The following is a 20,089-nucleotide window of genomic DNA, read 5'->3' as shown; positions in this document are numbered from 1 at the left end:
GACAGGAGGAAGAAGGGCATTTGTTTTTGGTGCAAAATATACCATAATAAGGATGTAGCAATTGCAACAGTTCATTAAAATGTGGAGGTGTCAGGAGCCAAATGAATATTCAGGGGATTAATCATCTGTGCTTTTCCGTATCCAATCTGGAACGGTCCATTACCTTTTATGAGCAGGCTCTCGGTGCCCGTATTCAGGTGAAAGGCCGGAAGCTGGCATATTTCGAACTTGCCGGACTTTGGATCGCTTTGAATCAGGAAGACGTCATTCGCAACTATACGGAACGAACGTATACACATATTGCATTTACCGTAAAAGAAGAGGAATTCGACGAGTCTGTGCAGCAGCTGCGAGCAGCCGGGGCTGACATTCTTCCCGGAAGACCACGCGATCCGAAGGATGCATTATCCATTTATTTTACCGATCCCGATGGTCATTTGTTCGAGCTACATACCGGAAATATGAAGCAGAGACTTGACTATTACCGTGAGGATAAACCCCATATGACCTTTTATACGTAATCGAATGAGCTGAAATGGAAAAAAATATGACATATCTATTGTGCAAACAATGGATGTGCATATAATATGGACAAATATACCCTTAATTTACCACTGTTTGATACTTCGTTCATACTCAAGGAGGTTTGTCATGATTCAGTTTCCCAAACCGGATGTAGAACAGTATTTCCAGACGTATCGCATTTCCCATTTTGCCGTATCGGCCGACGAGAAACGTTTGTTTTTTGACAGCAATCTGAACGGCCAGCCCAATATCTGGGCGATGGATCTGCCGGGTGGCTACCCGTATCCTTTGACGTATTTGAATCAGAGCAGCCAGTTTATCAAACCAGACCCAGAAGGACGTCATATTCTCACGGCGTTTGATCGCGATGGGGATGAGAATTATCATCTGTATGCACTTCAACCGGAAGGCGGAGTCCCATTTCCTGTTGTTCCGGCAGAGCCCAATGATCATTGTTATTTCTCCCATCTGTCCGAGGATGGACAGCGTCTTTATTATATGACAAGTAAGGATAACCCGAACTATCTCAACTCACGCCGGATGAACCTGGAAACGGGAGAGGATGAGCTCTTGCATCAAGGGGAAGAGGTCACAAGCAATCTGATTGCTGTGAGTTCGGATGAACAAGCCTATGTAATCTTGAATGTATACTCCAATACCTACCAGACAGCATATGTATACCGGAACGGTGAGTCGGAATCCATTATTCCGGTCTCCGAGCGGCAGAGTCAGGTTTCGTATGTCCTATTTGCAGACCATAACCGGCTGCTGATGATTACCAATGATAACGAACCGTACACCTATGTGGCTGAATATCGGTTGGATACTCATGAATTTCGTCCTCTGTGCAAAGTGGAGGGAGAAGACGTGGATATCATCCGCTGGCATAAGGATTCAGAGACGTTATACTTCTGGACGTTTACGGGTCCCGAGAATCGGATGTACGCGCTGGACAAAGGTTCCGAGCAGCCTCGGCGTGTGGCCATGCCACTGGACACCGTAGAACATGTGACGGTTACCAAGGCTGGCAACGTGTATATTTCGGGGCGTGGAGCTGTCCAGCCGCATAATATCTATCGGTTGATGGCAGGTAGTGAGTCCTGGGAACCGCTGACTGACAATCGGGTAACAGGGCTTGATCCGAGCGATCTCGTCTACCCGGATGTCATTCGATATAACTCCTACGACGGACTGGAGATCGAAGCGCTTTTTTTTAAAGCGAAGCCGGAACAGGCCAATGGATACACGGTATTTTGGCCGCATGGCGGGCCACAGGCATCGGAAGCAAAATTCTTCCGTCCGATGTTCCAAATGATGCTGGCTCAGGGTTATCATATTTTTGCTCCGAACTTCCGGGGAAGCACTGGATATGGCGCCGAGTTTGGCAAAATGGTCGAGAGAGATTGGGGCGAGGGCCCAAGGTTAGACTGTGTTGCCGGTATAAACTGGCTGTTTGACGAGGGTATCTCATCACCGGATCGCCTGTTCGTGGTAGGGGGTAGTTACGGCGGGTATATGACCTTGCTGCTGGCAGGGCGTCACCCGGAATTATTCCGCGCTGCGGTTGATATTTTTGGGCCAAGTAACCTGTTCACATTCTTGGAATCTGTGCCGGAAGACTGGAAACCGATGATGGACAACTGGCTGGGTGATCCGGTCCGTGACCGCGAACGCTTAACGAAGGATTCACCGATTACGTATCTGGACCAGATGGTCAACCCGATGCTGGTCATTCAAGGGGCCAATGATCCAAGGGTCGTGAAGGCGGAATCGGATCAGATCGTGGCCGCGTTGCAGGGGAAAGGGGTAGACGTGGAATACATCGTTCTGGATGATGAAGGCCATGGCTTCTCCAGAAAAACGAATGAGATTCTCGTGTATCGGCGGATGCTGGAGTTTTTGCAGAAACATCAGGAAGTGCCGGTTGCACAACCGTAATTCATATATGCATATTACCGATTTAAATATATGATGGTTTGAGAAAACCGCCAGGAGTGAGTGCATCTCATCCTTCTGGCGGTTTTTTGTTGTGTTAATCCAGTAAAGCAATTACCGAATCCATGTACTGCTCCGCCCAATGTGCAAAAGGCATATCCGATGCCCAGGTTACTCGGCCTGTTGCTTTGCATTCACCCCATAACAAAATACGCTGATAGAGCAGATGCACCCTAAGACGGGTAGCAAAGTGCTGGTATCGCTCCGTATCTGCTGCGCAGACAACCTCCCGGTAACCGTGAAGGAATCGTTTGGCAAGTTCGGGTTGACCTTCTCGTACATACATGGCTGTCATTTTGGTTAAGTCAGCTGTTCCGTCTCCAAAATAGGCCGTTGTAAAATCAAACAGACCACTAATCTGCCAGTCCGAAGCAAGGCTATCACCATTCCTCTGAATCACAAAGTTCTCGACCTTAAAATCACCCATCACAAATCCGGGCACAGGCATGGAGTGAAATGCAGATTCAGCGTTTTTTAATTGCTCGTCCACCCACTGTGTATCTTCGTCTGTTATCACGGAGTACTTTGCAGCATCCTGCAGCCAGTGATGGATTGTCCCATACAGCCAGTCCAGATATTTGCCCGCAAAGGGAACGATCTGCTTTGCTACAGGATCATACTCTCCCGCATCAGGGACTTTCCAACGGTGTAGTTCTGCTAAGGAGCGGGCAAGCATCGTAGCGATCTTCTCCTGATCCTCCTGTGAAAGTGAAGCCTGTAATGACGGATCATGCAGGTGCATTCCAGGTAATCGGGGCATAATCGCATAGCTCCAGCCAAATACGTCGGTATCTTCATGTAATAAATATGGATCAGGTACAGGAATGTTGGTGTGAGTTCTCAGCTGTTCTACGAAAAACTGCTCTTCCTGAAGTTGTCCTGCATATAATGGGTTGCCTTTCAGAATATATTCTCCCTCTGAAGAGCGAATAAGAAGTGTCTGACCCATCACACCCTCATCGGTTCGCTTATAATTCATAAGCGTTCCCAGATTGCAATCATGAAGCGCCTTTTGCAAGGATGCTTGCTCAATCTCACCAAGTTTATTGGAGCCAAAATAAATACGGGTTGTCATAAGCCCCTCCTGCGATCTCAGTCTTCATCCTCTTCGTCAGACAGATCAAACGTATCGGCATCAACCAATCCGCGAATAAAAGTTTCAAAATTAGGCGCCAGATATGTAATCTCATAATCGTCTTCCTGATCCACATGAACCACAGCAGGTTCGCCTTCAGGGCCACAGAATCGATAATCCAGCATCACTACATCGTGTCCGGCAGACGGACAATCACAGATCACAACACCAAGATCAGGGTATCCCCAATCTTCAATCATGAAACGGCTTCCAAATTCTCCGCCCAGTGTATTGGACTTGTCCCGTGCAATGCCCATAATCCCCGTAATGGCGATATGGTCTTCAGCCCATGAAGTAGCTTCTTTGGTTGGGAAAACAGTGTGTGCAGGGATTCCACCGTTCTGTGTGTTCATTAACTGGATATAGGAGGCAGGTAATTTGTAGCCTAGCTCCTGTTCAATGGTTTGGATCAACTCTTCGTCAAAAGGTGAAGATACATAACTTTCCAACGCATATTCACTCTGTTCCCAGAATGAAGCCGGATCGTAGGACCCGGAAGCGGCTCTGAGATTGTTCAGCCTGCCACTGTGCTCCAATTCCAACAATATCTCTTGATGTCGTTGTCGATCCTGTTGCATTTTTTCAGCTTTGGGCCTTGTCCATTCGAGAAATTCGATAGTCGATTCGTCATGGGGCAAGAGCTCGTTTGCCATCTCAAAAGCTTTGAGTGCCTGCTCGTACATGGCCATATGATAATAAGCGTAACCCAACCGGTACTGCCATAGTGGGTCGCTTGCTCCCTGCCCATGGATGAATAGTAACTGTTGGACAGCCTCACGGTAACGACCTTCATTGTTATACGCTCTGGAAAGTTGTCCAATCAGCTCATAATCCCGCTCCGATTCGGGAATTTGTTGAATACGTTCAATAATAAGACTGAATTGGTCCTGTTCATGCCATTTGTTTAGTTGCTCCAGCAGTTCTCTTTCCATCACTATGCCTCATTTCAATAGGGGAATGTGAACCTTTTTCCATTATATCTTACAAGCTGGCAGGATGGATGGGTACAGTATCCTATCCAGTCGCATATAAAAAAACACTCCCACAAGCAGAAAGCCATCAAGACATTTCAACAAGGGGAGTGTTGTGCATTTTTATTAGATTGCGTTCATTAAATTACGCTCACTGTATCAATCAACTTACAGATCGTCAAATCCGTTATCGTCGCCGACTTTGCCATAGTTACGGGATTTGGCTTCGAAGAAGTCTGTTTTCGTAGCATTCAGTGCTTCGTCGGAGAAAGGTTTGATCCAAGGCATGCAGTTTACATCCACGCCTTCATATGCTTTTTCCATACCCATCAGGCGCAAACGTTTGTTGGCGATGTACTTGATGTAGTCTTCCAACTCGTTCAGGTCAATCCCGCGTACGTTGCTGAGAGTGTAGTGTGCCCAGTTGGTTTCGAGTTCAACGGCACGGTTGATCGTTTTGTACACATAGTCCATGTTCTCAGGTGTGTTCAGTTCAGGGAAGTCTACCAGCAGCTGTTTGTACACTTCAGCGAAGAAGTAGCAGTGTTGGTTCTCGTCGCGCTGAATATAAGAGATCATTTGGCTGGTTGCCATCATCTTCTGGTCACGGGCCAGGTTGTAGAAGAAGGCAAATGTACTATAGAAGAAGATACCTTCAAGTACCAGATCGGCTACCATGGCCTGGAAGAACGTCTGTGGAGACGGGTTATCCCGGAAGGTTTGGTAGATGTCGGCGATGAACCGGTTACGGTCAAGCAGCACCGGATCATGTTTCCAGTATTCAAAGATTTCCTTTTGTTCCCGATCGGACACGATGGAGGACAGAACGTAAGAGTACGATTGGTTGTGTACAACTTCCTGTTGTCCAATGATTGCCGAGATCGCTTCCAGCGAGGAATCGGTGAAATAACGTTTCACGTCACCTACAAACATCGTTTGCATGGAGTCCAATACAGCGAGCAGGGAGATGTTGACTTTAAATGTACGCTGTTCTTCCGGATCCAATTGGGCAAATTGGGAAGCATCCTTGGACATTGGAATTTCATCCGCGATCCAGTGGTTGAGCAGCAGTACTTTGTACAGTTTGTACATATGAGGCATACGAATATCGTTCCAGTTCAGAATGCCTGAGCATTCCCCTTCAATGATACGGGTAGACTGGTTAGGCGCTTCGGTATTGAAAATTTTCTGCAATTGCATAATCCGTTCACTCCTTGAAATTTCATAATGTTCTGCCGACAGAACTTTGGAAAAGCATCTATATCAACATCTCATGATGTTGTGATCGTGTTTTGGGCAAAAAAGTACCAGGGCAACGCCATTTTGCATTCAAAACAGGATGCCCTGGTAGTCATCGTAGATCTAGTGAGCTTTCAGCATCACGATAAACATTAGCTTGCGCAAGAATCGCATTCTTCAATAGTCAATGCCCGGCTGCGGACATAATAAGTTGATTTAATGCCGGCTCTCCAGGCGTGCAGATGCAGTTCCAGGAATTCCGTTGCTTTGATATCTGGACGAACATACAAGTTGAAACTTTGTCCCTGATCGACGTGGCGTTGACGGGCAGCGGCCATATTGATGGAAGCATGTTGATCCACCATGAACGCTGTTTTGTAATACCAGATCGTTTTTTCGGACAGGTCAGGTGCCGGGTTGGCAATCTTGTATGTCGTTTTCTCTTCATAGGACAACAGTTCGTAAAGCGGATCAATGCTGGCTGTTGAACCGGCAATGATGGACGTTGAACCATTTGGTGCAATAGCGAACAACCAAGCGTTACGTACACCGTTTTGTTGTACTTGGGCTTGCAGTTCTTTCCATTGTTCAGTTGTAACGAATTCGCCTACGCGCTCACCTGTCGTGTAATCCCGTTGGTCGAAGTATTTACCTGTTTGCCAATCGGAACCTTGGAACTTCGGATAATGTCCTTTTTCCTTGGACAGTTCCATGCTGGCTTTCACGAGCAGATAGTTAATTTTTTCGTACAGATTATCGTTATATGTGACTGCTTCTTCCGATTCCCAACGAATACCTTCGAGAGCAAGCAGGTGATGAAGTCCGAATGTTCCCAGACCAACCGCACGGTATTGACTGTTGGTGTATTGGGCTTGCAGCACTTCAATGTTGTTGATGTCGATAACGTTGTCCAGCATACGAACCTGAATCGGTACCAGACGCTCCAATACATCATGAGGTACAGCACGTGCCAAGTGAATGGAGTTCAGGTTGCAGACTACGAAATCGCCCGGTACTTTGGAAATCACGATGCGGGTTTGTCCATCTTTGGTTACGAGCTCTTCTTTTTCAACTACAGTTGCAGATTGGTTCTGCATGATTTCGGTACAAAGGTTGGAAGAGTAGACCATGCCGTGTGCACTGTTCGGGTTCGAACGGTTAACAGTATCCCGGTAGAACATGTAAGGTGTACCGGTTTCCAGTTGGGATTTCATAACACGTTTCATGATGTCAATCGCCTGAACCGTAATCCGGGACAACAGCGGGTGGTTGACCGCTTCCTCATATTTCTCACGGAACGCGCCTTCGCCTACGGATTCATCATAGAAATCTTCCAGTCCGAGTGGACGACCGTTCTCATCTTTCCAGCCCATCACTTTTTTCGTTTCATGCGGGCAGAACAGGTTCCATTCGCCGCGGCTGGCTACTCGCTCCATGAACAGGTCAGGCAGGCAGATGCCGTGGAATACGTCATGCGCACGCATCCGCTCGTCACCATTGTTCAGCTTCAGATCGAGGAAGGCCAGAATGTCTTTATGGAAAACGTCCAGATAAACAGCGATTGCACCTTTACGTGTTCCGAGTTGGTCTACGCTGACCGCAGTATTATTTAGTTGGCGAATCCAAGGGATTACGCCAGAACTTGTATTTTTGTGACCCCGGATGTCCGAACCGCGAGCTCTGACTTTACCGAGGTAAACGCCGATGCCGCCGCCCATTTTGCTGAGACGTGCTACATCTGTGTTGGAGTCAAAGATACCCTCAAGGGAATCATCCACGGTATCAATGAAACAGCTGGAGAGTTGTCCAGCCACTTTTTTACCCGCATTGGACATCGTAGGTGTAGCTGCCGTCATGTACATGTTGCTCATTGCCCAGTAAGCTTCCTTAACGAGGTCCATACGTCTCTCAGCAGGCTCCTGATGCATCAGGTACATCGCGATAACCATGTAACGCTCTTGAGGCAATTCCATGACTTTTCCGTCAAAATCGTGTGCAAGGTAACGTTCTGCCAGTGTGAGCAAGCCGATATAGTCGAACAACAGATCGTTGCGGTAATCGATGCATTCAGCAAGTTCGTCGATCTGCTCTTTGGTGTAACATTCCAGCAGTTCTTCGCGGTAGATGCCTTTCTTCACAAGATCCACTAGAAGCGGGTGGAAAGCGCCGTAAGGCTCTTCCGGGTAAGATTTGTATCTGCGGTTGGTTGCCGCTTTCTTGTAAAGGGAAGTAAGCAGGGAGCGTGCCGCTGCAAATTTCCAGTTAGGCTCTTCCTTCGTTACCAGTTCCAGAGCGCTCATCATAAAAGCGCTGCTGATCTCGTCTCCGGTAACTTCGTCACGACGGAGCTTGCTGTTTACCCCGCGTATCAGACGTTCCTTGTCCAGCATGTCCAGTCCTTCCAGAATACGATCTGCATATACCGAGATGCGCATATCATCAAAGGCAAGCTGGCGGTTGTTCGGCTTGGTCACAACTTGTGGCATGAATATTCCTCGCTTTCGCATGTTTAAGAGATAAATTGGAGAAATTCTTTATATAAAGAATTGAGTGTCTTCTTACGGTGAGATAAAGATATAAGCTGCATATTACGGACTGAGCGGCGGTGATTGCGAGTCTTGCCTCATCTTGCACATAGGAGCGCACGCAGAACATGGTCACATAAAAAGCATTCCCCTTGCCTCGCGGCTGAAAATGCCCATGGATGCCCTGAGTTCCTTACTGTCTTTGAAGAATCAAAAAAAGACAGAAAAGGGTGCTTATGTAATCTTTTGTCTATAGCAGACACGCCTGTGAATTAGAGGATACCGGTGCAGTCCAAATAGCCCCGTTAACCTCCGAGTCAAGTCTGTTTCGAGAAAGCGATTTACACCTACAGGGACGTGCCTTTAGAGGTGATTTCATCCTGTTTTTCGCGAGATTTCAGAAGATGACTAATAGAAGTGGGGTGATTTAATTTTACTACATTTTGTTGCTGTTCTCTTACTGTAACCCAACATATAGTGTTTGTAAACAGGGTCAACACAGTAAAACGTAATTCCGAGTATACCATTTAAGCCAGGATTCCGCAAAGGAAAAGGACTGGAAGATTTGAAGATTTATCAAAAAAAATTTTTGGTCAAATCAGATGACGTCATCACGTCAGTTTGAATTATAGCTCCTTCAACTGGTAGAATAAAAACAGGCAAAAATCGACTAAAAATGAGCGGCACCGGTATCTTTCGGGGCCCAAGGAAGGCGGAGCGAAATGGCAATAGCAGAAGTGACCGTAATTCCAATTGGCACCGGGACGACCAGCTTGAGCAGTTATGTGGCGGATATGCAGAAAGTATTGGAAAACCAGCGGGGCATTACATATCAGTTGACCTCCATGAGTACCATTATCGAAGGCCCGCTCAATGAAGTATTTACAGCAATTGCGGCTCTGCATGAAGCTCCGTTTCTATCGGGAGCTCAGCGTGTCTCCACATCCGTCAAGATCGACGATCGTCGTGACAAACCGGATGCCTCCAGTGTACAGAAGCTGCAATCTGTTCAAGAGAAACTTTCATCCCGTCAGGCACGGCCGAACTGACGGAAGTCAGCAGCATAAGGAAGATGGTCTTATACAATGTACTGCAAGTCTCTTTTTGGGGCTTGCGGTTTTTTGCATTTTATGGGTTCAAAGAGAAAGAGAATATGGTTGCTTCGTAGGTAATGCCTGCCCAAATTTAATCAGAGCCCGATCTAGTGTGTGATTTTTGCATATAGTGAACTGTACCTCAAATAAAAGGAGGGTTTTGCATGAGTGGAGTTGTAGGTGGATACGGCGGCGCATGGACATCGACTGGTGCCATTTTGGTTCTCTTCATATTGTTGGTTATCATTTCAAAAGCATTCCTCATCTAATAGACCCTTAACACCTAAACCATTGGTAAAGGAGGAATCTCCATGAGCGAAGTACTTGGAGGCGCAGGATACGGCGGCTGGACATCAACTGGTGCCATCTTGGTTCTGTTCATTCTTCTCGTTATCATCACTAAATCTTTCTGGGTATAATATGTTGAACTCCGCCGGTTAACCGGTGGGGTTTTTTTTGGTTTGAGGACAAGCCTACAGGAATAGTGAAAACGCCTATTTTGTCAAAGTAGGGCCATAGCCCGGTCCAGAGGTAGGCATAATACATAGCTTAGGGGTGTAGGCAAATGTTAAGGAGGAATGAACAATGAGCGAAGTAAAACCGAATTCACCGAACGGACAGGGACACGTATACGGATACGTGGGAGGGTATGAGCACATGCATGGATACACAGGTCATGAAATGCATGGGTACGGATATGGTTGTGGAACTATGCCAGCGGGCTATGGCTACGGCTACGCTCATCATCCCAATCAGGCTCCAGTGCTTCATGGGTATCACCATGGTTGTGGAACTTCCTATGGACATAGCGGAGGAAGCTGGGGATCCATGGGTACGATTCTTGTACTGTTCATCCTGTTGGTCATCATCTCCAAAACGATGTTTATCTAGTTCTTATAACAGCAACAGTATCAGGGAGTTGATCCATACAACTCCGATGAAAGGCGCCGAGATTGTATCGGCGCCTTTTAGCTGTCTGGACATTTTTTTATTAAAAGTGGACATAGAAAAACACCCGGAACCCAATTCCGGGTGCTTTGTGTATGTTTTCAATCTTCTCAAGAATAAGTGACATCCAAAACAACAAAAGCCCTACCTCTCTTTTGTCCTTGCGGCTCCGATGACCGCGCCAGTGTGAATGGGAACATCTTGTGAAACTCTGTACTACCGGGTTAATGTGATTCAGGTTCTTCAATCTTCATAGGTTAATGTGCATGTTCGCTGCGGTCGCAGCATGAAGAAAATATTCCGGGGTTTAAAGAAGACAGAAAATCATATGAGGTTGTTTAAATACCAACTCTTAGAGTATACCACAGGCTGTAATTTTTTGCAATAAAAAGGAAGGTTGAATCTTTTTTTGAAAACAATTGCGAAAACATTTCAAATTTTTTCTTCAATAAGGTAATCCTCTTCAAATGATTCTGCGTAGGTTATAATAAGAGGGATGACACGGAAAGGGGCCCTCGCATGACTGAATCAATAGAGGACAGCAGGTTAATGCGGCAGATTGCGGAACGAGATGCTTCCGCACTGGAGCTTTTATATGACCGCTACGAGCGGGCGGTGTATTCTTTTGCTTATCGGATTGTTGGTGATCCAATGACAGCAGAAGAGACTGTCCAGGAATTATTCCTGCGGGTTTGGAACAATGCTGAACGATATGAGGCCTCACAGGGGAAGCTGACCACGTGGATGTTCGCCATTACGCGCAACATTGCAGTGGACATGCTGAGGCGAAAATCCAAAAGCGCAGCTACGACCTCAGTGGAGAACGAAACACTGGCGGCATATGCCGATGAACATACAAATACAGAAGAAGAAATAGAGCGCAAATGGGAAGGTGTCCGAATCAAGGAGGCGCTGTCCCAGTTGAATGGTGACCAGCAACAGGTCATTGAATCGATCTATTATGCAGGCTTAACGCAACAGGAGGTATCCAGCAGATTCGGGATTCCGCTGGGTACGGTAAAGAGCCGTGTCAGGCTTGCGATGCGGCAGCTTCAGAAGCTGCTCGCCGATGCTGAATTGCATCCGGACGCGGGAAGGGAGGGCATACATCCATGATAGAACGACATGAGGAATGGTCTGATCTGGCACCGGTGTATGTGCTGGGAGGACTCGAAGCGGAGGAAGTGGCAGCATTTGAAGCACATTTGGCCCAATGTGAGTCTTGTCGCCAGGAGGTGAGGGAATTGCAGGAAGTAACAGGCTTCCTGCCACTCGCGGCGGAACCTGTTGCACCGCCGCCTGGCATGCGAGCACGTGTGCTGAGCAACGTGCTTGGACACGCGCAGGAGAGCGCCGGAACGAAGCCGGCGGCTGCTCCTGCGAAGCCTGAAGCACCCGTGGTGCTTCAGGCGGATCTTGCGCCGCAGCAAGAAGCGGCGCAGCCCGGGCAAGGCTTGCCGCCGGAGACGGCGGTGCCTGCAGCCCGGGCAGAAGAGGCTGCACAGGCACAGCCATGGCAGCCTCAAGGGCGCGCGCGTGCGCGCAGCAGTCGCGCCTGGCGCATAGCAAGCGTAGCCCTCGCGGCAGCGGCGCTCGTGCTCGGCATCTACGCCGGGCAGCTGCAAGGCCAGGTCGATTCGCTGAAGCAGCAAGCTGCGGGCTCATCGACGGTGCAAGAGCAGCTTGCTCAGGCGCAGGCACAGAATGCGCAGCTGCAAGAGCAGCTCGCTTCATCCCTGCAGCCTGCACAGGGAATGCAGACAGGCGAAGCCGTCAAGCTTAGTCCTGCGACACAGGACATTGTGGCCCAAGGATTGGCTACCATCGTTATTGACAACAAAGGTACTCACCTGGTCGTACAGGCGGAGAACTTGCCTACTCTGGAAGGGAATGAGGCGTTCCAGGTTTGGCTGATCAAGGGCGATACACCTCAGAATGCGGGGACCTTCCTGAGCCATAATGGAACGGGAGCGGTATATTATACGTTAGACTCTGCCAACGACTACGACACGGTCGCGATCACACTTGAACCGGATGCGATGGGTGATGAGCCGCGTGGTACAATGATTCTTGCTGCCAAGATTAAAGGATAAGAAATGTCTTGCCATAACAGGCTGTTTCCTACGGGGAACAGTCTTTTTTGTATGGTTGTACGCGTACATATAAGTAAATGAGCGATTCATAGTTAATTCCAGGATGGAGGTTTCCCGTCCGTGAAATGAATTAATTTTTTCAGTCCGAGCAACCGATAACAAATAGGAGGCTGTACCCTTAATTTCCCTCTGTCATCATCAATGGGGAGAACGGGTTTACACCTAGAGAGTGAGGGGTTAGGGTGGAAGTATACCGTTCATTTATCTTTCGTCTGATGCGAAATTATATTATCGGTTCAATGGGAGCAGTTTTTGTGGTAGGTACAGTCGTTATGGTGTCTACCTTACAAATACCAAACATTCAATTTGTACGACTTATTATCATTGTGTTGATATCACTATTGTTCATGCTTGTTGCAGAACTGATTACGTTATGGGCACAACTTGGCCCCATCCGGCAGTTTTTTGCCGCTGAGCATCATGAAAAGGCCGAATTGACAAAGATGTATGAGAGCATTCACCGTTTTCCGGGACAAACGATCTATCGTATTTTGGGTCCGCATATGCTTGGGTTTTCCCTGCCTGCTGCCGGATTGACGATATGGATGATTTCTACAGGATGGCTGGAATTTCCATATGGATATGTCGCAGTTGCAGCGGCGTGTGCCTTATTGATCGCCGTGATGCATGCCTTAATTGAATATTTTCTGACGGTTCGTACCGTGAGACCGCTGCTGCTGGAAGTTCGCCGCAGAGGCAAAGAACAGCATGGCATGGAGCCATCTCTCGGAGGACGTGTCCTGGTGTCCATTCAGCGTAAATTTCAGCTGAGTACGGCGTTGATCGGTTTATTTCCATTATTTCTGTTCTTCCTGGCTACATCGATCCGTCTTCAGTATATGGATAGCGAGTTTGCGAAAGAGTATATTCTGTGGGCAGTTCTTATCGTTGTGCTGGGCGGGGGCTTCGCCCTTGTGGGAAGCTGGCTACTGATTCGGGATGTTCGTGGTCCGGTTGCAGAGCTAACGGAGGAGATGAACCGAATTCAAGAGGGAGACCTGGGCAGAAGAACCCCTGATCTGTACGCGGATGAATTTTCTGCGCTCATCTCCGGATTCAATATGATGATTAATCGGCTTGAGATGAGACAAGAACGTAATCGGCAGTTGCTGCAAAGTTATTTTTCCACCTTGGCGGCTGCATTGGACGCACGGGACAAATATACGGCAGGTCATTCCATGCGGGTGGCAGAGTACTCCATTATGATTGGCAAGCTGAGTGGCATGAATGAGGAACAAGCAGATCTATTATACAAATCAGCACTGTTGCATGATATTGGGAAAATCGGTATACCCGACGAAGTGTTATTGAAAGATGGGAAACTCACTGATGACGAATTCGCCATCATTCGCACACATCCCGTTCTTGGAGAGGGCATTTTGTTACAGATTGAACCGATTGATGCCATGGCAGATTTCCTGCCGGGTGTAAGGTCTCATCATGAAAGATATGATGGCAAAGGATATCCTGATGGCATAGCAGGCCAAGAGATTCCGCTGTTTGGCCGTATCATTGCCGTGGCTGATGCTTTTGATGCCATGACGTCTGATCGTCCATATCGGAATGGGATGAGCCATGAGAAAGCGCTATCTATTTTGGAAGAAGGAAAAGGGACCCAGTGGGATCCCTATTTTGCAAGTTTGTTTATTGATGAGTGGAGGCGGCAACAGCATCTCCAGAAATCGTCGGAGCGAGGGGTCAGCTGATCCCCTCAGTCCACTTCGATTCTTTTCTGCGACGACGGAGCAGCGAGAGCCCAGTGATAATTGTAAAAACGCATTCGCCGAGTACGACTGCACCCAGGGCGTCATAGATTACATGTTGTTTAATCATTAAGGTGGACAATATAATCAGTGCTGCACCAGCAGCAACTAACACCTTAACATGTTTGCGAATACTCTGAACGGAGAGAACAGCACGCATAACCAGATAAGAATGAAGGGCATGAATACTTGGAAAACAATTATATGGACGGTCCTGGCCGTAGAGCCATCCAAGGAGAGATGCGCCTAGACCTGTACCTGTTAACTCGGGACGCGGCACCATAGTCTGAAAATTAAAATAGATCAGGTAACAGATCCAGACACAGATGTTCATGGATAACAGGACGCGATAATAAGTGAGCCGATCTTTGGCACATAAATAAGCCAACACGCCGAAGACAAACGGATACCAACCCAGATAGGGTATGGACATGGAAGGTACATAAGGGATGATCCGGTCCAACGGGGAATTAAGAACAGAGAACCCGCGCTCCGGACTATTGAGAATATCATAGAACATCCCCATGACAGCCAAGGAAAGCATCAAGCTTAACGACAGCCAGTAGGATTTGCTTTTTAATACGTGCACAACACCGTTTCTCCTTTCATCCAGGTTCGCAAGGAACTGGATCACAGCAAATAAAATCGAACAACAATATATTCTACTACGTTCAGCGCACAAATTGAATCCTGATTTGTGTATTTTTGTGCATTTTTTTGACGACGAAGGAATGTCGAAGGTTGAATGGGCATGATATGATAGAGATGTATACGGACTAAAGGTTTTCTGTCAATGAATACACGACAACAGGAGTGAGTGAATGCAATTTTCAAAAATGTTCGTATTAAACATGGGGATGCTCATTACCATTGCTTACCTTGCTAGTGTGTTCTATAAATACGTCGTAATACGAGCTTCATCACGAGTAAAACAGATATGTTCGTTGTTTGTACTTATTTTTGCAGGCTGGATCAGCACGGTATTTGGATTTCAGCTTAATGATGAAGTTGTCTTCGATCTTCGTTTTGTTCCTTTAATTGTTGCCGTTTTGACGTATAGACAACCCTATAGCGTGATTATCGTGGGTGTTGGGATTGGACTGACCCGGTTAACTTTCGGTATCAATGATGCTACGGTGGCTGCACTGATCAACATGTCAATCTTGGGTGTGCTGTGTGCAGGGTTGAATATATGGATGAGACGCAGTGACTACAGGCTAATTGTTAAAGGTGTCATCGTCATATTGATTGTAAATGTGGTCAATAGTGTGAACATAGCTATCGTCGGCGTTATCCCGGCTACATATTTTTTCTCACATATTATGCCGTATACCCTTCCTGTTGGTATTTTACTTAGTCTTATTTTTGCTTTTATTTTACGAGATTTCCAGAATGAACAGAATCGGATTTTGCTCATCCAGAGCACCAATCGTTTATTGTCTGTGCAAAAGGAAGAATTGCAGAAAGCTCAAATCGTGCTGGAAGACCGTGCCAAGCAGTTGATGATTACTTCGCAGTACAAATCGGAATTTTTGGCGAATATGTCGCATGAACTGCGAACACCGTTGAACAGTGTCATTAACTTTGCCCAGATGATCAGCGAGAACGGTGATACGCTGGAGCAGGAGGATGTCGTACGTTTTGCCACAATGATTGAGCATTCTGGTCAGGAGTTGCTAACGTTAATCAATGACATTCTCGATCTGTCCAAAGTGGAAGCGGGCAGACTGGATATCGTCTTGGAGGATATCAGTGTTGCCCAACTCACGGAAGATGCCATGAATCACTTCCAGTTGGTTGCCGAGAAAAAGGGAGTCCAGCTGCAACTGGACAAGAAGCCAGGACTACCAGAAACCCTCTGGTCTGATCCCCAACGAGTCCAGCAGATTTTGCGTAATCTCATGTCCAACGCCATCAAGTTTACACATCAGGGGAAGGTCACACTGACCGTGAGTACCAAGCAAATGAAAAAGTCAGGCGTTCTAAGTCAATGGATTGTTTTCTCGGTACAAGATACGGGAATTGGCATTGCTGAAGACAAACATCAATCCATTTTTGAAGCATTTCAACAGGCTGACGGGTCTATAAGCCGCAAATTTGGGGGAACAGGACTCGGCCTGTCAATCAGTCGGGATTTGGCAAGATTACTGGACGGATCGATCGAACTTAAAAGCGCTGAGGGCAAGGGAAGTACCTTCTATCTCTATCTCCCGTTGAACCGTGAAAAAATGAGTTGACAACCATCACGCTGTGAGTAGAATTTGGGGTGACAACTAGCATCGACCGGCTCTTGAAACCCGGTCTAAGGAGTGTATCCCCATACAGAAGACGGTCAACGTTAACCCTCCTCCGTTTGCAGGCAAACCACGGCGCAAGGGTTCGACACAACGCACGAATTTATCCATTGCAACATGGGAGGGTGTACCGGCAATTATTTTGCAGACGTTGCTGGGAGGCCCATTTTTAACCGGATTTCTGCTGTACCTTGGGGCCGGGTCAAGACATATTGGCTTTGTGCTCGCCATTACGACGTTTGTCAATATCGCCCAGATTGGAGCGGCTTACTGGATGCAGCGCATTCGCAGCCGCAAACGCATGCTTATATTGTTTGTAGGGGTGCATCGCATCCTGTGGAGTTCGACGGGCCTCATCCCGTTCCTGTTTCCCAAGGAGTGGTGGGTAGGCATTTATATTGGTGTGTATACGGTTGCATTTATAGCCAATACGATTGGCGGTATGATCTGGACCTCATTGATTGGAGATATCGTTCCTGCCAAGGTGAGAGGGCGTTATTTCGGAATTCGAAACACGATTCTGAACGCACTTGGAAGCGTATGCTTATTTGCTGGAGGCATCGTTTTGGACCGTTTCCCCGGGGAAATGGGTTTCTTAATCCTGTTCATTCCGGTGTGGATTTGCGCCATAGCCAATACAGTTATTTATTGCTTTTATCCAGATGTGCCGTTTGAACGTTCAACTGAAAAGGTCTTTTGGGGCATGTTCAAGAAGCCGTTTCAGGATCCTTCCTTTTTGAGGGCTGCAATGTTCCTCGCGGCCTGGTTACTGATCCAGACGTTGATCGTTCCGCTATTTTCCTACGTGATGCTTGACCTGCTTAACATTAATTATCAGACGGTATCTATAATCACCGTGGTGCAGACGCTCGTTATGATGGCCGGATTCTATATCTGGGGCAATCTGAACGCAAGATTCAGCAATAAAACCTTATTATTTTGGACATTACCGATCATCGCACTCTCCTGTCTGTCATGGGGATTGATGTCGTTTATGCCTGTTTTGATAGCGCTTTTTTTATCTCATATTTTTCTCGGTATTGGTGTGGGTGGATTCAACCAGCTTGCTTTCAACTTCACAATCGGAGATACACCCAAAAGCGAAAGACCAATGTTTGTCGCCGTGTATTCGGCTATGACTGGAGTGACCTCGTTTCTTGGACCGCTGATTGGTGGCTGGTTGTATGAGAGAATGGAAACCTGGCCGGACGCGATGAATTGGGTTTCCACCTATGGCTTCCAAGTGGGTATTGGTGCAGCGATGCTGGTTCTTACGTTTACGCTTGGACGTCGTGTGCTTCTGAAATAGAGATATGTGGAGGGATGTACTTGGAAAATCACGAACGGCAAGCTCTTGTGATTGGAGCCACCGGGCTTGTGGGTGGACTACTGGTACGCAGCTTGCTTCAGAATCCGGCTTATGGCCGGATTCGTGTATTGGTCAGACGACCGCTTGAAATGGAACATCCAAAGCTGGAGCAGCATGTCGTGGATTGGGAACAACTTGAAGAGCAGAAAGATCTATTTCGCGATGTTGATGACTTGTACTGTTGCTTGGGTACAACGATTAAAAAAGCCGGCAGTCAGGAAAACTTCCGCCAAGTGGATTTTCACTACCCCGTAAAAGCCGCCAAACTGGCCAAGGAACATGGTGTATCCCAGATGCTCGTCATCTCTTCCATGGGAGCCGATGCTGGGTCACGTGTGTTTTATAGTCGGACCAAGGGAGAGATGGAAGAGGCATTAACGGATATCGGTTTCCGTTCACTGCACATATTCCGTCCGTCGTTAATTCTTGGAGATCGCAAAGAAAAACGGTTGGGTGAGCAGTTGGCAGCTCATGCCATGACGTTTCTGGATCGCTGGATGAAAGGCAGAGTGGATAAATACCGGGCAATCCAGGCTTCAACCATAGCTCGCGCTATGATGAACATTGCGCTTGTTCAAACCAATGGAAACCACGTGTATTCCAATGATGTTATTCATGTGCTTGGTTTGGATGAGTCCTGAGATATTCATGGTTATCCGATATTGGAATGAGAGCTAAGGGTAGACGTTTCTTGCCTGGGTATGATCGTGGTATAATAAGCTTCAAAAATGAGTTCGAGGCTTGTCTCCTCGCGGTGGCAGGACAGCGAACATGAAGGAGAACTCATCCATGAAAAAACCAATCTCTACCGATCAGGCGCCAGGTGCCATTGGTCCATACAGCCAGGCTGTTGAAGCAGGCGGTTTCATCTATACTTCCGGTCAGCTTGGCCTGAACCCGCAAACAGGAGAATTCGGAGCCGATGTACAGGAGCAGACTCGTTTGTCCCTGAGCAACGTGAAGGCCATTCTTGAAGCAGCAGGCACAAGTATGGATAAAGTTGTGAAAACGACTGTTTTCCTGAAAGACATGAATGATTTTGTTCCGGTAAACGAAGTGTACAGCACGTTCTTCGAACAGCCTTATCCGGCACGCAGCGCAGTTGAAGTTGCTCGTCTGCCGAAGGATGCTCTTGTGGAGATTGAGGTCATTGCCCTCAAATAGGGGAGACTGATATTTGCCAAGCAAGGAAAGTTACATAAAAAGCCGATTTCTGGTCAGATGACCGAAATCGGCTTTTTGAATTTATATGAACAGATCCGGATTAATCCCGATCCTGGTTACGGGCGAAGAATAGCCATACCGCATAAATGGCTAGTACGATCGCAATGATAATTGCCGTATAATATACGGAGGTAACGTCTTTTTGTTTGAGTGCGATGGCAATGTATGCCCAAGTAAAGACAAGTGGGTATACGCTATCCCGGTAAGGGAAGCTCACCAGTACAGCCAGCACAAGGCCTACAATTAACATGATGATGGTCCAGGTAGGTTCACTGAGTCCGAAGCCATCCCAGCCGATTTTATATAATAATACAGCCGCATTGATAATGGTTGCCACGCTAACCCATCCAAGATATATGCTGAACGGCAGCTTCACGAGCCAGATTTCGGCAGTTGTGGGGAGGGTGATTGCACGCGTTTTTACATATAGCATGATCAGGGACAACAGAAGCAGAACGATGACGACTAAGGCGAGACCGATTTTGAGATTTTGAAAAGCAAAGATCCACGCTACATTAAAGGCACAGCTTGCTAGAAACCAGTAACCGAGGCGGGTAATGGAGTCTCTTTTCCAAGAAGAGGGAACGAACTGATAGATGACAAAGCCAGCGAGCAGCAGATAGATCAGCCCCCATATAGAGAATGCATAGCCCGAAGGGGTGAGCAATACAGGGTACATATCCGATACTTCCTTGTTGGTTCTACCTCCGATAGGCAGCGCGTTGGAAAGATAATTTACTACGATAACAGCGATGAATCCAATCGCGTTTAACCACTTGTACGGATTGTTACGTGACATTGTGTTTCCTCCTTGGTTTTACAAAAATGAATGAACCACGGGTCAGTCTACAATG

19 protein-coding genes are annotated in these 20,089 nt (G+C 47.2%); 13 read left to right on the top strand and 6 right to left on the bottom strand.

Annotated elements, in window-relative coordinates:
• The first annotated feature begins 101 nt into the window (after positions 1-101).
• Positions 102-521 carry a metallothiol transferase FosB gene (gene fosB / locus AC4PM4_RS22735; RefSeq protein WP_072734912.1) on the top strand — a complete coding sequence of 140 codons (420 nt, stop codon included), beginning with the start codon at positions 102-104 and terminating at the stop codon, positions 519-521.
• Positions 522-651: 130 nt separating this feature from the next.
• On the top strand, positions 652-2,463 hold the full coding sequence (locus tag AC4PM4_RS22730; protein WP_491614633.1) for a S9 family peptidase: 1,812 nt from the start codon (positions 652-654) through the stop codon (positions 2,461-2,463).
• A gap of 94 nt (positions 2,464-2,557) precedes the next feature.
• Here AC4PM4_RS22730 and AC4PM4_RS22725 read toward each other — a convergent pair whose 3' ends face one another.
• The 4 genes from AC4PM4_RS22725 to AC4PM4_RS22710 form a co-directional block, all read right to left on the bottom strand.
• Positions 2,558-3,595, bottom strand: a complete 1,038-nt coding sequence (locus tag AC4PM4_RS22725; protein ID WP_491614632.1) for a phosphotransferase family protein — start codon at positions 3,593-3,595, stop codon at positions 2,558-2,560.
• Between the two features lie 17 nt (positions 3,596-3,612).
• Positions 3,613-4,587 (bottom strand): SMI1/KNR4 family protein, encoded by a 975-nt coding sequence (locus tag AC4PM4_RS22720; RefSeq protein WP_491614631.1) that lies wholly within the window; start codon positions 4,585-4,587, stop codon positions 3,613-3,615.
• 207 nt (positions 4,588-4,794) lie between these two features.
• Positions 4,795-5,826, bottom strand: coding sequence for a ribonucleotide-diphosphate reductase subunit beta (locus AC4PM4_RS22715; RefSeq protein WP_024632189.1), 1,032 nt, complete (start codon positions 5,824-5,826; stop codon positions 4,795-4,797).
• Between the two features lie 191 nt (positions 5,827-6,017).
• Positions 6,018-8,351, bottom strand: a complete 2,334-nt coding sequence (locus AC4PM4_RS22710) for a ribonucleoside-diphosphate reductase subunit alpha (protein ID WP_063568260.1) — start codon at positions 8,349-8,351, stop codon at positions 6,018-6,020.
• Positions 8,352-9,112: 761 nt separating this feature from the next.
• Here AC4PM4_RS22710 and AC4PM4_RS22705 point away from each other — a divergent pair.
• From AC4PM4_RS22705 to AC4PM4_RS22675, 7 genes are all read left to right on the top strand, one after another.
• On the top strand, positions 9,113-9,439 hold the full coding sequence (locus AC4PM4_RS22705; protein ID WP_063568261.1) for an MTH1187 family thiamine-binding protein: 327 nt from the start codon (positions 9,113-9,115) through the stop codon (positions 9,437-9,439).
• Between the two features lie 209 nt (positions 9,440-9,648).
• On the top strand, positions 9,649-9,753 hold the full coding sequence (locus AC4PM4_RS22700; protein WP_017690880.1) for a hypothetical protein: 105 nt from the start codon (positions 9,649-9,651) through the stop codon (positions 9,751-9,753).
• Positions 9,754-9,795: 42 nt separating this feature from the next.
• The gene (locus tag AC4PM4_RS22695) at positions 9,796-9,903 is read left to right on the top strand and encodes a sporulation protein YjcZ (RefSeq protein WP_197521564.1); all 108 of its coding nucleotides are present in this window, start codon (positions 9,796-9,798) and stop codon (positions 9,901-9,903) included.
• Between the two features lie 166 nt (positions 9,904-10,069).
• Positions 10,070-10,375 carry a hypothetical protein gene (locus AC4PM4_RS22690; protein WP_063568262.1) on the top strand — a complete coding sequence of 102 codons (306 nt, stop codon included), beginning with the start codon at positions 10,070-10,072 and terminating at the stop codon, positions 10,373-10,375.
• Positions 10,376-10,951: 576 nt separating this feature from the next.
• On the top strand, positions 10,952-11,548 hold the full coding sequence (locus AC4PM4_RS22685; protein WP_064642567.1) for an RNA polymerase sigma factor: 597 nt from the start codon (positions 10,952-10,954) through the stop codon (positions 11,546-11,548).
• Positions 11,545-12,525 (top strand): anti-sigma factor domain-containing protein, encoded by a 981-nt coding sequence (locus tag AC4PM4_RS22680; RefSeq protein ID WP_491614630.1) that lies wholly within the window; start codon positions 11,545-11,547, stop codon positions 12,523-12,525. Before AC4PM4_RS22685 ends, AC4PM4_RS22680 begins: the two co-directional genes overlap by 4 nt.
• 275 nt (positions 12,526-12,800) lie before the next feature.
• Complete coding sequence (locus tag AC4PM4_RS22675) at positions 12,801-14,291, top strand: HD-GYP domain-containing protein (RefSeq protein WP_329959761.1); 1,491 nt, start codon at positions 12,801-12,803, stop codon at positions 14,289-14,291.
• Here AC4PM4_RS22675 and AC4PM4_RS22670 read toward each other — a convergent pair.
• Positions 14,284-14,937, bottom strand: a complete 654-nt coding sequence (locus AC4PM4_RS22670) for a phosphatase PAP2 family protein (RefSeq protein WP_079695791.1) — start codon at positions 14,935-14,937, stop codon at positions 14,284-14,286. The two genes, AC4PM4_RS22675 and AC4PM4_RS22670, sit on opposite strands and share 8 nt — an antisense overlap.
• Positions 14,938-15,169: 232 nt before the next feature.
• On the opposite strand from AC4PM4_RS22670, the gene AC4PM4_RS22665 reads away from it, so the two are divergent.
• The 4 genes from AC4PM4_RS22665 to AC4PM4_RS22650 all read left to right on the top strand — a co-directional run bounded on the left by AC4PM4_RS22665 (position 15,170) and on the right by AC4PM4_RS22650 (position 19,175).
• Positions 15,170-16,585 (top strand): sensor histidine kinase, encoded by a 1,416-nt coding sequence (locus AC4PM4_RS22665; RefSeq protein ID WP_079695790.1) that lies wholly within the window; start codon positions 15,170-15,172, stop codon positions 16,583-16,585.
• A 208-nt stretch (positions 16,586-16,793) separates the two neighbouring features.
• The gene (locus AC4PM4_RS22660) at positions 16,794-17,951 is read left to right on the top strand and encodes an MFS transporter (protein WP_491614698.1); all 1,158 of its coding nucleotides are present in this window, start codon (positions 16,794-16,796) and stop codon (positions 17,949-17,951) included.
• Positions 17,952-17,971: 20 nt separating this feature from the next.
• Positions 17,972-18,652: an oxidoreductase gene (locus AC4PM4_RS22655; protein WP_256338029.1), complete on the top strand. Its 681-nt coding sequence runs from the start codon at positions 17,972-17,974 to the stop codon at positions 18,650-18,652.
• A gap of 148 nt (positions 18,653-18,800) precedes the next feature.
• Positions 18,801-19,175 (top strand): RidA family protein, encoded by a 375-nt coding sequence (locus AC4PM4_RS22650; protein WP_063567999.1) that lies wholly within the window; start codon positions 18,801-18,803, stop codon positions 19,173-19,175.
• Between the two features lie 100 nt (positions 19,176-19,275).
• Here AC4PM4_RS22650 and AC4PM4_RS22645 read toward each other — a convergent pair whose 3' ends face one another.
• Positions 19,276-20,034, bottom strand: coding sequence for a TspO-related membrane protein (locus tag AC4PM4_RS22645; RefSeq protein ID WP_063567998.1), 759 nt, complete (start codon positions 20,032-20,034; stop codon positions 19,276-19,278).
• Between the last annotated feature and the right edge of the window lie 55 nt (positions 20,035-20,089).

The sequence above is a fragment of the Paenibacillus sp. MDV22-iso6 genome, assembly GCF_058408365.1.
The sequence above is the reverse complement of the archived record's forward strand: the minus strand, read 5'-3'. Positions and strand labels throughout refer to the sequence as shown.

Coding starts and splice junctions, on each gene's coding strand:
- fosB (WP_072734912.1), top strand. CDS start 102: ATGAATATTCAGGGGATTAATCATCTGTGCTTTTCCGTATCCAATCTG.
- AC4PM4_RS22730 (WP_491614633.1), top strand. CDS start 652: ATGATTCAGTTTCCCAAACCGGATGTAGAACAGTATTTCCAGACGTAT.
- AC4PM4_RS22725 (WP_491614632.1), bottom strand. CDS start 3,595: ATGACAACCCGTATTTATTTTGGCTCCAATAAACTTGGTGAGATTGAG.
- AC4PM4_RS22720 (WP_491614631.1), bottom strand. CDS start 4,587: ATGGAAAGAGAACTGCTGGAGCAACTAAACAAATGGCATGAACAGGAC.
- AC4PM4_RS22715 (WP_024632189.1), bottom strand. CDS start 5,826: ATGCAATTGCAGAAAATTTTCAATACCGAAGCGCCTAACCAGTCTACC.
- AC4PM4_RS22710 (WP_063568260.1), bottom strand. CDS start 8,351: ATGCCACAAGTTGTGACCAAGCCGAACAACCGCCAGCTTGCCTTTGAT.
- AC4PM4_RS22705 (WP_063568261.1), top strand. CDS start 9,113: ATGGCAATAGCAGAAGTGACCGTAATTCCAATTGGCACCGGGACGACC.
- AC4PM4_RS22700 (WP_017690880.1), top strand. CDS start 9,649: ATGAGTGGAGTTGTAGGTGGATACGGCGGCGCATGGACATCGACTGGT.
- AC4PM4_RS22695 (WP_197521564.1), top strand. CDS start 9,796: ATGAGCGAAGTACTTGGAGGCGCAGGATACGGCGGCTGGACATCAACT.
- AC4PM4_RS22690 (WP_063568262.1), top strand. CDS start 10,070: ATGAGCGAAGTAAAACCGAATTCACCGAACGGACAGGGACACGTATAC.
- AC4PM4_RS22685 (WP_064642567.1), top strand. CDS start 10,952: ATGACTGAATCAATAGAGGACAGCAGGTTAATGCGGCAGATTGCGGAA.
- AC4PM4_RS22680 (WP_491614630.1), top strand. CDS start 11,545: ATGATAGAACGACATGAGGAATGGTCTGATCTGGCACCGGTGTATGTG.
- AC4PM4_RS22675 (WP_329959761.1), top strand. CDS start 12,801: ATGCGAAATTATATTATCGGTTCAATGGGAGCAGTTTTTGTGGTAGGT.
- AC4PM4_RS22665 (WP_079695790.1), top strand. CDS start 15,170: ATGCAATTTTCAAAAATGTTCGTATTAAACATGGGGATGCTCATTACC.
- AC4PM4_RS22650 (WP_063567999.1), top strand. CDS start 18,801: ATGAAAAAACCAATCTCTACCGATCAGGCGCCAGGTGCCATTGGTCCA.
- AC4PM4_RS22645 (WP_063567998.1), bottom strand. CDS start 20,034: ATGTCACGTAACAATCCGTACAAGTGGTTAAACGCGATTGGATTCATC.